This window comes from Actinomycetota bacterium (assembly GCA_013152275.1).
Taxonomy (GTDB): Bacteria; Actinomycetota; Acidimicrobiia; order Spongiisociales; family UBA4744; genus BMS3Bbin01.
The window spans coordinates 1-13,951 of record JAADGS010000032.1; the positions used below are offsets into that span (position 1 = coordinate 1).

General features: G+C 63.7%; 14 protein-coding genes. 11 read left to right on the forward strand and 3 right to left on the reverse strand.

What is annotated here, in order from left to right:
• The 5 genes from GXP34_06125 to GXP34_06145 form a co-directional block, all read left to right on the forward strand.
• Positions 1-461: hypothetical protein (locus tag GXP34_06125; GenBank protein NOY55547.1), on the forward strand; the 461-nt coding region annotated here is incomplete at its 5' end.
• A complete protein-coding gene (locus GXP34_06130; GenBank protein ID NOY55548.1) occupies positions 281-826 on the forward strand; it encodes a hypothetical protein in 546 nt (181 codons plus the stop codon). The genes GXP34_06125 and GXP34_06130, both read left to right, overlap by 181 nt.
• Positions 786-1,412 (forward strand): hypothetical protein, encoded by a 627-nt coding sequence (locus GXP34_06135; GenBank protein ID NOY55549.1) that lies wholly within the window; start codon positions 786-788, stop codon positions 1,410-1,412. Before GXP34_06130 ends, GXP34_06135 begins: the two co-directional genes overlap by 41 nt.
• Entirely contained in the window at positions 1,412-2,311 is a 900-nt protein-coding gene (locus GXP34_06140; GenBank protein ID NOY55550.1) for a nucleotidyl transferase AbiEii/AbiGii toxin family protein, read from the forward strand. Before GXP34_06135 ends, GXP34_06140 begins: the two co-directional genes overlap by 1 nt.
• Entirely contained in the window at positions 2,311-2,652 is a 342-nt protein-coding gene (locus GXP34_06145; GenBank protein NOY55551.1) for a DUF3024 domain-containing protein, read from the forward strand. Before GXP34_06140 ends, GXP34_06145 begins: the two co-directional genes overlap by 1 nt.
• 165 nt (positions 2,653-2,817) lie before the next feature.
• On the opposite strand, the gene GXP34_06150 is transcribed toward GXP34_06145, so the two are convergent.
• Positions 2,818-3,120, reverse strand: coding sequence for a hypothetical protein (locus GXP34_06150; protein NOY55552.1), 303 nt, complete (start codon positions 3,118-3,120; stop codon positions 2,818-2,820).
• Between the two features lie 207 nt (positions 3,121-3,327).
• Between GXP34_06150 and GXP34_06155 the strand changes: the two genes are divergently transcribed.
• From GXP34_06155 to GXP34_06170, 4 genes are all read left to right on the forward strand, one after another.
• Positions 3,328-4,344 (forward strand): zinc-binding dehydrogenase, encoded by a 1,017-nt coding sequence (locus tag GXP34_06155; protein NOY55553.1) that lies wholly within the window; start codon positions 3,328-3,330, stop codon positions 4,342-4,344.
• 153 nt (positions 4,345-4,497) lie between these two features.
• Positions 4,498-5,394: a hypothetical protein gene (locus GXP34_06160; GenBank protein ID NOY55554.1), complete on the forward strand. Its 897-nt coding sequence runs from the start codon at positions 4,498-4,500 to the stop codon at positions 5,392-5,394.
• 75 nt (positions 5,395-5,469) lie between these two features.
• Positions 5,470-6,291: an SDR family NAD(P)-dependent oxidoreductase gene (locus GXP34_06165; GenBank protein NOY55555.1), complete on the forward strand. Its 822-nt coding sequence runs from the start codon at positions 5,470-5,472 to the stop codon at positions 6,289-6,291.
• A gap of 426 nt (positions 6,292-6,717) precedes the next feature.
• Positions 6,718-7,482 carry a class I SAM-dependent methyltransferase gene (locus tag GXP34_06170; GenBank protein NOY55556.1) on the forward strand — a complete coding sequence of 255 codons (765 nt, stop codon included), beginning with the start codon at positions 6,718-6,720 and terminating at the stop codon, positions 7,480-7,482.
• Between the two features lie 207 nt (positions 7,483-7,689).
• Here GXP34_06170 and GXP34_06175 read toward each other — a convergent pair whose 3' ends face one another.
• On the reverse strand, positions 7,690-8,262 hold the full coding sequence (locus GXP34_06175) for a hypothetical protein (protein ID NOY55557.1): 573 nt from the start codon (positions 8,260-8,262) through the stop codon (positions 7,690-7,692).
• Positions 8,263-8,906: 644 nt separating this feature from the next.
• Positions 8,907-9,533: a TetR/AcrR family transcriptional regulator gene (locus tag GXP34_06180; protein ID NOY55558.1), complete on the reverse strand. Its 627-nt coding sequence runs from the start codon at positions 9,531-9,533 to the stop codon at positions 8,907-8,909.
• A gap of 532 nt (positions 9,534-10,065) precedes the next feature.
• Here GXP34_06180 and GXP34_06185 point away from each other — a divergent pair.
• Together GXP34_06185 and GXP34_06190 are read left to right on the forward strand one after the other, a co-directional pair.
• Positions 10,066-11,931 carry a serine protease gene (locus GXP34_06185; protein ID NOY55559.1) on the forward strand — a complete coding sequence of 622 codons (1,866 nt, stop codon included), beginning with the start codon at positions 10,066-10,068 and terminating at the stop codon, positions 11,929-11,931.
• A 344-nt stretch (positions 11,932-12,275) separates the two neighbouring features.
• On the forward strand, positions 12,276-13,727 hold the full coding sequence (locus GXP34_06190; GenBank protein ID NOY55560.1) for a PDZ domain-containing protein: 1,452 nt from the start codon (positions 12,276-12,278) through the stop codon (positions 13,725-13,727).
• Positions 13,728-13,951 lie beyond the last annotated feature (224 nt).

Below are 13,951 nucleotides of genomic sequence, written 5' to 3' on the forward strand. Positions count from 1 at the left end.
GGCTTCGTGCTCGGACATTCGGGCGGGTCCGAATCGAGTTCATCACGTCGGTGCACACGTCGGATCGACCCACCGATGTCGTCAACACCCCAACCGGGACGATGCGTGTCTCCACCCCGGAAGCCACCGTGCTCGATCTCGTTTCCTTCCCCAATGCGAGTGGGGCCTTGTTCAACGTGGCGACGATCATCGGCGACATGCTGGGTGAGGATGCTCTCGATGTTGGCCGGCTCGCCGAGGTCGCCTCCGGCTATCCGGCGTCGATTGTGCAACGCACCGGATGGCTCCTCGATTACATGGCCGGGCAGGTCGACGTGGAAGTCGACACCGAACCGCTGGTCCCCGTTGCGTCCACGCGGACCACGCCCACTCTGTTGGACCCCGGCCACGGGCGATCCGGGAACCTCGATCGGCGCTGGAACGTGATCGTCGCCGAGTACCCGGACGAGGAGTCGTCGTGATCCCCCAAGCGGCAATCACCGAATGGGGCCGCACCGTGCCGTGGCCGACGGTGGAGCAGATCGCGCAGGACCTGGTGCTGTCCCGGCTCATCGTCGAGATTGCCAACGACGACTATCTCGGTGACGAGCTGGTGTTCCGAGGGGGCACCTGTTTGCACAAGCTCTATGCACCTGCGCCAGTGCGGTGCAGCGAGGACCTCGACTACGTCCGCAGCACCGGCGGCGGGATTCGCGAACTCACCCGAGCCGGTTTGGAAAGCGCGATGGACCTATATGCTGTAAAACTATCGGTTAGCGATAGGTTTGCAGCTATGATGTGTGATCATGGCTACGTTTACACGGCCTCCGATCGGAGCCCGGCTTAGCGCTGTGGCTGAGTCGCAGCAAGGCTATTTCACTCGTGCCCAGGCGGTTCGTGAGTGTGTCGGCGATATGGCACTGCAGCGTGCCCTGAAGAGTGGAGCTATCGAGCGGCTCGACTACGGCGTCTACCGGATCGCTGGGGCCGGCTACGACCCCCATCAGCAGCTTCGGGCGGCGTGGCTTCGGCTCACCCCAGAGCTGTCGGCCCGGGAACGGACCCTCAGGCCTCATCTCTGGGTGTCGCATCGGTCGGCGGCGGGCCTGTTTGATCTGGGGGTCGCCATCGCCGACGTACCGGAGTTCATCTCCGACCGACGTCTCCAGGCTCGGGCGAACGTCAAGATCCACCTCCGGTCACGTGGTCTGAAGAGGGAGGAGTGGACGGTGTACGACGGGTTTGCAGTCACGACGCCGGCGCGGACCATTGCTGACCTCGCGGCCGATCACATGGACGGCGGACATTTGGGACGTATCGCTTCCGAGGCGCTGGCGAGAGGTCTGACCACAGAAGCCGAAGTGGAGGAAGCTCTGGAGGGAAGGGTTGACCTTGCCGCGATTCTGGAGCTGGCAACGGGGAAGATGCGGTGATGACTCCAGCCGAGGGCGTCCCCTATGTGTCGGCGAGGGATTTCGAACGTGCACTGACCGATCGGATCGCCAACGTCGCGGCCTCATCGCCCCACGGGGTCGCCGAACTTCGCCGCCAGTTCGCCTACGGACGTCTGCTGGCGAGGCTGTTCATCCGGCAGCCGGAGCGGTGGGTGTTGAAAGGAGCCACCGGTCTGCTTGCCCGTCTACCTCTCCGAGCGCGTCACAGCATCGACGTCGACCTGTACTACGAGGGCGAGATCGACGCGGCGCTTGCTGCGTTGCGCGACGCGACGGAGGCCGATCTTGGCGACTTCTTCACCTTCGACGTCGAACGCGGAGCGAGTCTCGGCAGAGAGACGGCCGGGATCCAAGTTCGAGTGACCGCCTACCTCGGGGACAAGGTCTTCGAGACGTTCAGAGTCGATGTGGTCGCGGATCGCACCATGACGGCTGAGCCCGATCTGATCCCACCAATCGAGCCGGTCGAGATACCTGGACTGCGCAACGCTGTGTACCGCGCTCACCCCATCCCGGACCAGATTGCCGACAAGCATGCGGCAATGATCGGTACTTACGCCGGTCGGCCCAGTACCCGCTACCGCGACCTTGTCGATCTCGTGCTGATCGCGACCACCCAGACTGTCTCGGCTACCGCCCTCCATGCGGCTCTGGTCAGTGAGCATCGCCGCCGGGGCATGACCCCGTGCCTGCCGTTCTCGCTACCATCGGACGAGTGGCAGCAGGGCTACCGGAAGATCGCAACCACCGTTCCCGGCTTCGCAGTCCTCGACGCTACCGAGGCCACCGAGATCGTGAGCCGCCTCGTCGACCCGGTGATCGCCGGACTGACCAGGGGAACCTGGGATCCTGATGGCCTGAAGTGGGGGTCGCCGTGATCCCCGAGATCGATCTCGTTCGGATCCGACGGTGGGTCGATGCCCGCAACGCCAACCTACCTGAGCGCGCTCGTGGCCTCGTTCGTTATGAACTCGACGTGACCGACCGAACCGTCACCATCTTGGAATGCCGTCCACCGTGGCAATCCGACTACGGGCCGGAGTGGACCCGGTTCCCCGTTGCCCGACTCCGCTACACGAAGACGAGAAGCGAATGGCTGCTCTACTGGCGAGATCGGAACCTCAAGTTCCACAAGTACGATCCGGTGCCGCCGACCCCTCACGTGGACCGCCTCATTGCCGAGATCGAGAGCGACCCGACCGCCATCTTCTGGGGATGACCTCCCCGAGTCCCTTACCCCGATTCTTCTAACGGATCTTCTAACGGATGGGGCGATATGAGGGATTATCCACAGGTACGAGCTAACACGCCCATTGCGAGAAACCCCTGGCAGCGGGCACTATTGAGCACCAACGAGAACCAACCAGCACCCTTTGAAAGCAACTCATAACCCGAAGGTCGCGAGTTCGAATCCTGTTGGACAACCCCCGGTCGCACTGCCGTGTGCGTATGGAGCGGCCGGCACGCTTCGACGTCTTCCGATACCGACCTTCTCCCGATGACCCTGGCCGTCATCAGGTCGAGCAGCCTGTTGCGTGTCGGCGACGTACCCGTAGAGGGTCATCGTTCCGTCCTCGAGTCTCGACGTCAGTTTGGGCATCGACAGTCCCACGACCCCTCCATCGTCGGCGAGCGTGATCGCGATGTCGACGACCTGGTCCGCGGTGAGCAAGGGTGGGCGTCGCACTTTGGGACGGCGGTCGTCTTCACTGCCACCGGGTGTTATCGGTGTGTCCGTTCTGTGTTGGTCGCTCGTCCAGCACGATCTGAGAACGTTTTCGAAACGGGGATCAAGATGGAAACTGCGGTCGATCGGCTCGGGCCGCTGCCCACGTCCGCATTGCGACAACCGTCCGACTTGAATGCCGAGTGGAAGTTTCATGGGGAGAGGGACATGGGCTACAGGCGGGTCGTGATCACCGAGTTCGGCGGACCGGACGTCCTCGAGGTTGTTGAAGAAGCTGTCCTCCCCGAGCCGGGTCCGGGTGAGGTGCGCGTGAAGGTGCAGGCGACCAGCGCCTGTTTCACCGACACGATGGTTCGCAAGGGCGTCTACTACGGCCTGAAGCAGAAACCGCCGTTCTCTCCGGGCTATGACCTGGTCGGCGTGGTGGACAAGCTGGGTGAGGATGTCACCAAGTTCGAGGTCGGGGAAGCGGTGGCCGATCTTACGGTCTGGGGTGCCTACGCAGAATACATCTGTCGATCGGAGCGATCTCTGGTTCCCGTGCCCGCCGGATTGGATCCGAGCGAAGCGGTCAGTCTCGTGTTGTCGTACGTCACGGCCCACCAAATGTTGCATCGTTCGGCACACATGCAGCGCGGGCAGAGCATCCTGGTTCACGCCGCCGGCGGGGCAGTCGGCACGGCGTTGCTCCAACTGGGAAGACTGGCGGGTTTGCAGATGTACGGGACGGCCTCGGAACCCAAGCACGACTTGGTCGCCGAGCTGGGGGCAACCCCTATCGACTATCGGAGTGAAGACTTCGTTGCCCGCGTCCGGGCGTTGACCGGTCAGGGTGTGGACGCTGTCTTCGATGCCATCGGCGGAGACAACTTCAAGCGGTCCCTCGCGTCACTCGGGCCAGGCGGCAAGCTCGTCGCCTACGGTTTCTACGACAGTGCCATGGGCAGAGGCGGCAGCGTCCCTCTCGAGTTCATGCGGGTTGTGTTGTGGAACTTCCTCCCGAACCGCCGCTCGACGGCTTTCTACCAGATCGGTGCGCTGCGCAAGAAACACCCGGACTGGTTCCGCGAGGACCTGACCGCGCTCTTCGACCTGTTGGTGCAGGGCAAGATCAGACCGGTCATCGCGAAACGGATGGAGCTGGAGGAGGCCGCGCAGGCGCACCGACTCGTCGAGCAGGCCGCCGTGCAGGGCAGGATCGTGCTGGTCGTCGACGCAAATTGATCCGTCGAGAGGAATCGCAGGGGCCACTCGTCTGACTCGGGGTCCGCCGACGGGGTGTGACGTGAGACCGGCCGCGTCGACAATCTCCCGGCAGCGAGTTCCCTGCTCGAACAGGTCGAGATCTACCATGCTCGACGGCGTATCGGAGGCAGCATGACAATCAGATTCGACAAGGATCTGAATCAGGTCCATATCACCAATGACCGACTTGTCTTGACCGTTGCCACCGGATTCGGCCCTCGTATCACCGCTTTCTCGGAGGTCGGGTCGACGAATGTGCTTGCCGAGTTGGGTGACGCCGCACTCGATCTTCCCGATGGTCGCTCCTACAAGCTTCATGGCGGCCACCGGCTATGGATTGCGCCTGAGTCACCCGATGTCACCTACGAGCCCGACGATGAACCCGTGGTCGTGACCGAGGTCGGAGCGGCGCTGCAGGTCGTTGGAACCGGCGGTGTGACCGTCGGGATAGAGAAGAAGATGATCATCCGTCCGCACGCCGGGCAGAACACCGTCTCCATCGTCCACACACTCACCAACACCGGAGACAAGGCAATCGACGTCGCACCGTGGGCGATCACCCAATTGCCCGTCGGTGGTACGGCCCTGATTCCTCTGGCTCGCAAGCCCGTCGACCCGCACGGTTTGCAGGCGAACGCTGCGATCGTCGTTTGGCCGTATACCGGCGTGGAAGACAACCCGTTTGTGGTCGAGAACCGGATGATCATGCTCGAGGCCAATCGCACCCGTCCCACCAAGGTGGGAACGTCGCTGGATCGAGGGTGGCTGGCCTATGTGCGGGACGATTCGGTGTTTGTGAAACGTGCACAACACTCCACCGGTGGCCGTCACGTCGACCTGGGCGCAACCGCACAGTGCTATTGCGACTCGCGGTTCGTCGAACTCGAGACACTCGGGTCACTGGCCACGCTTTCCCCGGGTGCTTCCACGTCGCACGAGGAAACCTGGGAGTTGCATCGAGTCGATCCCGGCATCGATCCACATGACGTCCCGGAGTTGCTCAAACTCGACGGAGGAATCGCGAAGTGAGCCGCATGGAGGACTGAGCGGCAGACGGGATAACATCATGGAACGAAGCGAGATGTGAGGACCGGGGGCGGCGCGATGAAGGACTTCTCGGGCAAGGTGGTGGCTCTCACAGGTGCCGCGTCGGGGATCGGGCGGGCTCTGGCGGTCCGACTGGGAGAAGAGGGCGCAGATCTCGCGCTCGGCGACGTCGACGAGGCGGGGCTGAATGAGACCGCCAAACTCGTCGATCGCAGTCCCAAAGTGACGACCCACGTCGTCGACGTCGGCGATCGGCATGCTGTCGAGGCATTCGCCCTCGCCGTCGAACGTCGGCACGGTGGTGTCGACGTCATCGTCAACAATGCGGGTGTGGGCTGCGTGGCAACCGTCGAGGACGCGACCTACGAGGACTTCGACTGGGTCATCGGTGTCAACCTCTGGGGCGTGATCCATGGTGTCAAGGCGTTCCTTCCTCTCTTAAGGAAGAGGCCGGAAGCGCACATCGTCAACGTGGCGAGTGTCAACTCATTCCTTCCCTTTCCGACCAGCGGTCCCTACAACATCTCGAAGTCCGGCGTGGAGGCCTTGTCGGAAACCCTGATGGAGGAGCTGTCGGATACGAACGTCTCCGTCAGCTGTGTGTACCCGGGGGGTGTCAAGACCAACATCTCGCGTAACGCCCGCCACACGAGTGACGAGGAGAACGTCGAGTTCGAACGCCGGGCGATGGCCACTCCCGACCAGGCCGCTCGGCGCATCATTCGTGGTATCAAGAAGGACAGGAAACGAATCGTCGTCGGGGTCGACGCGAAACTCATGGTGATCGCCAGGCGCCTCAGCCCCCTGGGAACGCTCCGACTGGTGACGTGGGGGTGGCGCCGGACCCTGAAAGGGCGGTCAGGCCATCCGACACCATGAACGCGACACGGGGGAGCAGGACGGCCCTGGCGGTCTGGCGAACGGGGCTCGCTGTCCGCTCACCGGGCTCGCCGAGTCCCTTGGCGCCGAGAACGGGTCCGTCACAGACATCTACCTGCCGGAGCGGCCCGCGCGCAATCTACCTGCGATCCACGTTCCGCTCATCGCCCTCGTGGTGTTCCTCCACGGACGGAACATGTTGGGACGGCGAAGACGCGGTCACACAGGATGACATGTAGGTCGGCCATCACGACTTGGCGCGAGACGTTCGAGATTCGACAATCTGCGCGGCCGCTCGTCGGCCGGCGCGGCCCGGACGGTGACCATGGCTGCGACGGTGTCGACTGATCCCGCATTGAGGTCAGAGGTCCAGGTTCCGTCGTCGGTTCGCCAGGTATGAAACCCGGCCGTGCTACCTTTTTTGGCATGGTCGTGCGTGTCGAGGATACGGGAGGTCTGGGAACCGTCGAGGTGGAGATCGCCGCCGGCGGGGGACCGGTCACGCCGGCGAGCAGGGTGATGGCACGGGCGGTGGGCCGCTGTCGGGATCTCCTTGTCGGCGTCGGCATCGACTGGGGCACGGGTACCGGGCTCCTCTCCATCGCCGCGGCCCGTATCCCCGCGGTGACGTCGATCATCGCCATCGAACGGGATCCCGAGGCGGTGGCGAACGCTCGCCGCAACGTCGCCCGCAACGGTGTTGCCGACCGAGTCACCGTCGTTCGGGCCGACCACTTCACTCCCTACGACCCAGGCGACCGGGATCTGCTCGAGCGGCTGGTCGGCGGTGTCGACTTCCTCGTTGCCAACCCGCCGGCTTCCGACGACGGGGACGGGCTGGAGTGGCGGCGCCGGGTCCTCGACGGCGCCCGGCCGTTTCTGAAACCCGGCGCGGTTGTTCTTCTTCAGGTGTCGTCCCACTACGGAGAGGAGCGGATCAAGGGCCTTGCCGACGTCGGCGGCTACCGGTTCGTCGAGACGGTGGAACGCTCCTCGTGGGTGCCGTTCGACCTCTCCCGTGAAGATCTGCGCCGGGCTCTCGACGTCTACGTCGCAGAAGAGCGCCGGGGTGGCCGCCCTTACGAGTTCCATCTTGCCGACGGGTCCGTGATCGACGCCCGACAGGTCGCCGCCGGGGTGGGCCCTCCACTCACGAGCTGGCAGGCCCACCGTTTCGAACGTACCGGCTGAAAGCCGTCCTGGCCTGATGCCTCCGCCAAAGGAAGGCGACCACCCGAAGTCGGCATCGCGCCGAAGAGCATCGGTGCGGGATGAGTCGGCGCCCCAGCCGGCTACTCCGTGGTATTTGGCGTATCTTCGCCGGCATCCAGGCCGCCGGACACAGCGCCGTGGCCGGATATAGGCGTGTCACCGTGGTGGTAGTCGTCGTTGACCTCATCAGATGAGTACGTCTCTCAGGGCTCGACGGGGGCTTGGGCGGGCCTCGCGGTCTGCGTATCCGACGCGAAACGCGACCAGGGGCTGTAGCGCGTCGCCACCCACGAGTTGTTCGAGGGCATTGCCGAAGGTGGGGGCGAGGCCAAGCTGAAGTTCGCGGTCGGCGCGTTCGGTGAGCTGGTTCATGTGCTGGAGGGCGATGCCGTTCTCGGTGGCAGCGAGATGGATGCGTTGAAGGGTGCGGCCACCGATCAGCCGCGACTCGGTGGCCGCAGCGTCGGGCACCAGGATGATCCCGTAGGCGGCGGCGGTCACAACCTGGGTGTCGCGCAACGCCATGAGCCAGTAGTCGTCGTTTCGCTGCCGCGAACCGGCGGGGAGCATCTTGGCGATGGCCGTTCGCAGGACGGACATTCCCTGGGCATCGAGGGTGATGCCGTCTCGCTGAGCTTGGATGTCGTCCCACGAGTGCCGGAACCATTTGGCGGAGGCTGCTGATTGCTCCAGATCGGCAATGAGCGCCTCGGTGGCCGCCACGAGGAGCTCACCGTAGCGGTCGGCATCGGAGCCGATCAGCCATCGGACTTTCACACCGTCGAGTTCGCCGAGGCCGGCGATGTCTTCGAGCAGCCCAGGATCGATCCGTGCACTCGTGTAGCCGGATCGGTTGGTGTGGCGGCCCGGAATCATCCGGTAGAGGCCGGATCGGTCTGCAGGCGCCGCCACGAGCGTGATGCGGGCGGTCCGATCAGGCTGAGACCGATCGGGCCGATAGGTGATCTGTGGTGCGAAGCCTTCGGCGCGGGCGGTCAACATCAGGTTCTCGATCGCACAGCCCAGACTCACAACCGATTCACGAGTGAGAGGGTCGATGGCACCGAGAAACCGGGAGCGATCGGCGATGACATCGATCCGGTCTGGCCGTACCTCGAATAACCAGGGTTGGCTGTCGTGCGCGTTGGCGGCCAGGATGGCTCCGGCGACCAGGGCTTCGAGTCCGCTGCGATCGGCGAAGTCGGCCCATGGCGCATATGCCTGCCCCGTGCCGGTGGCGAACACGCCCTGATCGACGGCTCGGTATCCCAGCGTGGTAGCTCCCAGCACCGCGATGGCACCGGCCACCCGAGCCAGAAACGCTCTGCGGGTCATCCCGGGATGCTCCTCGCCGGTGTCACCGGGTTTCGGCGTGGCGCAGCCTGACTCTTCGTCGAGCGGCATCAGGAATGTGGTCCTTGCCTGCTGCAGTCGCCGAGGAACTCGTCGCTCAGATGCGGGCCCAACACGGCGAGTACGATCTGGACACCGTGGCGAACCTGTTCGGGATCGTTTGGGTCCCCGACGATCTCGAGGTGCCCCATCCAGTGTTCGCCGATGATCCAGAGACCCTCGAGCAGTCCGGTGAACCACGGTTGTATCGAAGAGCGGATCACCCCTGCAGCGGCGAGCGATTCGGCAAACACGGTGAACTCTTCGAGGCGCCGGCGGTACACGGCGCGGTACCGATCCCGCAGCTGTGGGTCTCGGGCCAACAATGCGAGGAGTTCCCGCTGGAAGAACCGGTAACGCCGGTGCAGCTCGAATGTCCGCTCGAGGGTTTGGACGAGATCGCTCGCGGTGGGAGCCCGTCCTGGCGGGAGCTGCCACACCGTGTCCCAATCGTCGACCATGCGGTCGAAGAGGGTGCGGACGATCTCTTCCTTGTTGCGGTAGTGGTAGTAGAGGTTGCCGGGGCTGATCCCGATTTCCTGGGCGATGCGGTTTGTCGAGACCGCGGCCACCGTGTCCTTGTTGAACAGCTCGAGTGCCGCATCGACGATCGCATCTCGTGTGTCGACCGTTGCCATAGAGTATGTCCTCTAATTATTAGAGTATAAACTCTAACAGGCGAGACTCAGGACATCGTTGGCGTTGTGAGTCAAGTTCTCGTCCGTATCGAGGTCGAGAGATGGTGCGGAGGGCGGCTGCGAGCGGTTCGGGGGTGTCGGCGCGTCGATGGTGGTTCTTCCAGAAGGGAACTCTCCGTACGATCGGATGTCGCCGTGCGTCCGGGAGAACTTCCGCGTGGGTGTCAGGATGTCTCACCCTTCGAGCCAGGTCGCGGAACGCGGACGACCCCTTTCCTCCAATGACGCACCAGGACTCGGGCACACCCCTGTCGGCAACATGTATCGGGGCTTTCACTCTGCCGTCGCGGACAAACGCTTGAGATTTGGGCCCGATGTGTCGAATACCGGATGTGATGATTCCTACTGGATGGGTCGAAACAGGTGTGCCGTGTTCGTCTGAACACCAGGTGAAGATGGCAGGGCGACCGTTTTGATCCGGTGGAAGTCCTGTCGGTACAGTCCACCCGCGACGACATCTTTGGAGAAGGCAATGCCTCGCAGCATCTGGATCGCACTCGCCGGCCTCACACTCGTTCTGAGTGCCTGCAGTATCCAGATCAACACGACGACGACAACTACTTCCGATGACTCCGGCACGAGCGCGCCGACCGACACGAATGTGCCGTCCGGCAATGCCGCCGCCACCGTCCCCGGTGGTGGTGCCGCCGGCTCGACCGGCGGGGCCGTCGACGCCAACGTGCAAGACGCCCGTGCCGCCATCGTCCGTGTCGTTGCCGGACCTTTCAACGATCCGCCCGAAGACGAGGCGTTGAATCCCGTCGCCGCCGCCGCCACCGGGTTCTTCATCGGCGTCGGCGGAAACATCCTCACCACGAATCGTGCCGTCGCCGGTGCCGAGAACATCGACGTGTATCTCGCCGACGATCCACAACCGCACGCTGCCACGGTGAGAGCCATCGACGAGTGCTCCAACCTTGCCGTCATGTACACCGACATCACGGACACCCCGTTTCTCGACAATGTGGGGGAACACGTCGCTGTCGGCACACACGTCAGCATCGGCGGGTATCCGCAGGACACGTCCGAGTACACCGTCACCGACGGGACCGTCACCGGTATCGACCTCAGGGGGCAAACCACCTGGTTCGACATCGACAGCGACGCCCTCTTGAGCCTCAGCGTGCCAACCCGGGCTGGAGAAGGCGGTGCACCCGTCATGATCGACGACGGTTCCGTTGTCGCCATCATCCTGCCCGTCGATGGCACGGGCACCTTCGCCGTCCCCTTCTGGGCCATCGGCGCGGGGATCTCCGATCTCGAACTGGGCGGTCGCTCCGGTGGCAGCCCGCTGATCACCATCGGTCTCAACACCGTTCCCTATCGCGATCCGGCCAACACCTCCGGTCCCGACGGCCTCTGGGTACGTGCCGTGGTTCCAAACAGCGCCGCCGATCAGATCGCCCTTCAACCCGGCGACATCATCGTCTCCATCGACGGGCGTGAAACTGCCTCCGAACGCGGCTTCGACAACTACTGCATCGCCCTCCACGATCACAATGCCATCGAGCCCATCCCCATCGTCGTCTACAGGCCCGGCGACGACCTGTTCTACGAGGGGGTCCTTGGTACCGACGTGGTCCTCGGCTCCAACGGGCAACACTGGAGCAATGCCGGCGCGCCGCAGCCGACGGGTACAACGACGGTGACGAAGCCGCTGCCGCCTCCCACCACCACGACGGTGACGAAGCCGCTGCCGCCTCCCACCACCACGACGTTGCCCACCTTCGGGCCGCCGCCCGGTAACGACAACGGCGGTTTCGACTGGATCAAGAACACCGGTTTCTACCTGCTGCCCGCAGAACCGTACCCGGCTGCCTACGACTCGGTGGACGACGCTCACCATGTCATCCACGCCGTGAAACCCGACGAATGGGGGCTCGAGCTCTCCGTCGATGCCACACCCATCTACGGGTCACCCGACGGGCCGTACGGCACCGGCGTGCAGTTGTACGTGATCGGCTCCGACACCATCGGCGACTACACCACCGACTGGACCACCCCCGGCTACCAGATGGGTATCGCGCACAAGACTCCGTACGACTCATGGACCCCCGAAATGTGGGTCAGATCCCGCGACTGGTCCGACCGGTGCACGGAGGGAGGCATCGGTGTCTACGACGACGGCACCTACAACGGCCTGTACCGATTCTGGCACCACTGCAAAACCGACTATCTCGATGCCGTCAAGCTGGACATTGCGGCATGGAACGCCGACCACAGCGTCATCATCTGGATTTCCGGACTCATGTTCAGCGAACCGGACTACGACGCGTTCTCCAAAGCCCTCGACGAGCACACCTTCGATACGGCTCGGCTTACCTCCGAAGGCTATTGATACCGTCATGATGGTGTATGAGATGGACATGTCCTCGTACTCGAGAGCAGGTTTGCGTCTCGCTACACCGACGCGACCGCCAAAGGATCGACAAGTTCTCCCAGCCGCACGACCGTCCATCGGTGCGACGATCATCGACCGGCAGATTCGTCCGCGGAACGACACAAAGGCGGGTGTCGCGGGTGTCCTCGATACTCCGGCGAGAACCCCGTTGTCTGCCCACACCGCATCCGTCGTGAGCGGCGGTCGCCTGCTGTCGGGGATCGATCACGAAGCCAGGATCCGGCACACCGGCAAAGGTATGGTGCTGCAACCACGGAACAGTATCTGACAAGGAGAGTGATATGCGGATCAGGAAACTACATCTCGCGCTGATGGCCGTGGCGCTTGTCGCCGCCTCCTGTAGCGCCGAATTCAGCATCGGGGACAACCTGGACGACACGTCCGCCGATGGTGGAGGACAGGCAGTCGACAGTCTGGACCGTGTCCAGGACGCGGTCGTACGCATCGTCGCACATGGCAGTTTCGTGGAACCGGGCGAAGGCACCATGTACAACACGGCAGGATCCGGCTCCGGGTTCATCGTTGACGAGTCCGGCATTGCCGTCACCAACAACCACGTGGTCGCCGGTGCAGCCTTCTTGGACGTGTTCGTGAATGGGGAGGTCGAGCCTCGCAACGCCAAGGTCCTCGGTGTATCCGAATGCTCCGACCTGGCCGTCATCGATATCGACGGTGAGGGGTATGCGTATCTCGAGTGGTCCAGCGATCCGATCGTGGCCGGCGAGAAGATCTACGCTGCGGGGTTCCCGCTCGGTTCCGCCGAGTACACACTGCTGGACGGGATCGTCTCCAAGGCGAAAGCGGATGGCGAGTCCGACTGGTCGTCGGTCGATCATGTGATCGAGCATTCCGCGGACACGCTTCCCGGCTCATCGGGCGGTCCAATCGTCACCGAGAACGGCAACATAGTTGCCGTCAACTACGCCGGCGACTCTGCCGGCCAATCGTACGCGATCGGCCGTGACGAGGCGCTCTCCGTTCTCGATCAACTCAAAGCCGGCGAGAATGTCACCTCCCTCGGCATCAACGGGCAGGCGATCAGCCAGGACGGCGTGTCCGGCGTCTTCGTCAACTCGGTCGTCTCCGGCAGCCCCGCAGGAAACGCCGGTGTCAGACCCGGCGATATCGTCACCCTCATCGAAGGGATCGTCCCTGCCACCGACGGCACCATGGCCGACTACTGCGACGTGCTTCGCAGCCGCAACGCCACCGATGCGATCTCCATCGAGGTGTACCGGCCCGACACGGACCTGTTCTACGAAGGTGTCCTCAACTCGGGTGAGAAACTCGCCGCCGAGGATGTTCCCGTAACGAACCCCCCGGCCACGGAGCCCACGGCGGCTGCATCACCGAGTCAGGACGACGTGTACGAGTACCTGCAGCTCTGGCCCGGCACCTGCTTCGACGACGAAGGGATCGACCTCGACGCCGGCTACATCACACCCGTGGACTGTAACCAGGCACACGACAATGAGGTGATCGCCATCATCCAGTTCGATTCTTCCCGCCCGTGGCCTGGCGCCGACACGCTCCAAGAAGAATCGGACACAGAGTGCGCCGGTTCCGTCTTCGAAGACTTCGTTGGCGTTCCCTATGACGACTCGGCACTGTACGTCGAATCGATCCCTGCCCCCCGGGGCGACTGGGACTCAGGCATGGCCTATGCCATCTGCGTCGCCTACGACGTGGACTGGGATCCCATCACCGGCAGTGTCTACCAGTCCGGCTACTAGAACCCCCATCTGCCCTGAGAACACGGGGGGCTCCCTCGGGAGCCCCCCGGTCCGTTCGTGCAGCATCCAACTCACAGGTCACGCTATCTCGGCATCCGGAGAAGCCGGCCCGGATCGGCAGGCCGGTCGCCCACGATCGGCGAGAGTGCCGGGCTCCCGTATCACGGCGCCGCCGAGTTCGTTCCTCACCAAGCCTGCAAACGGTGGTATCAACCCTGTCGGTG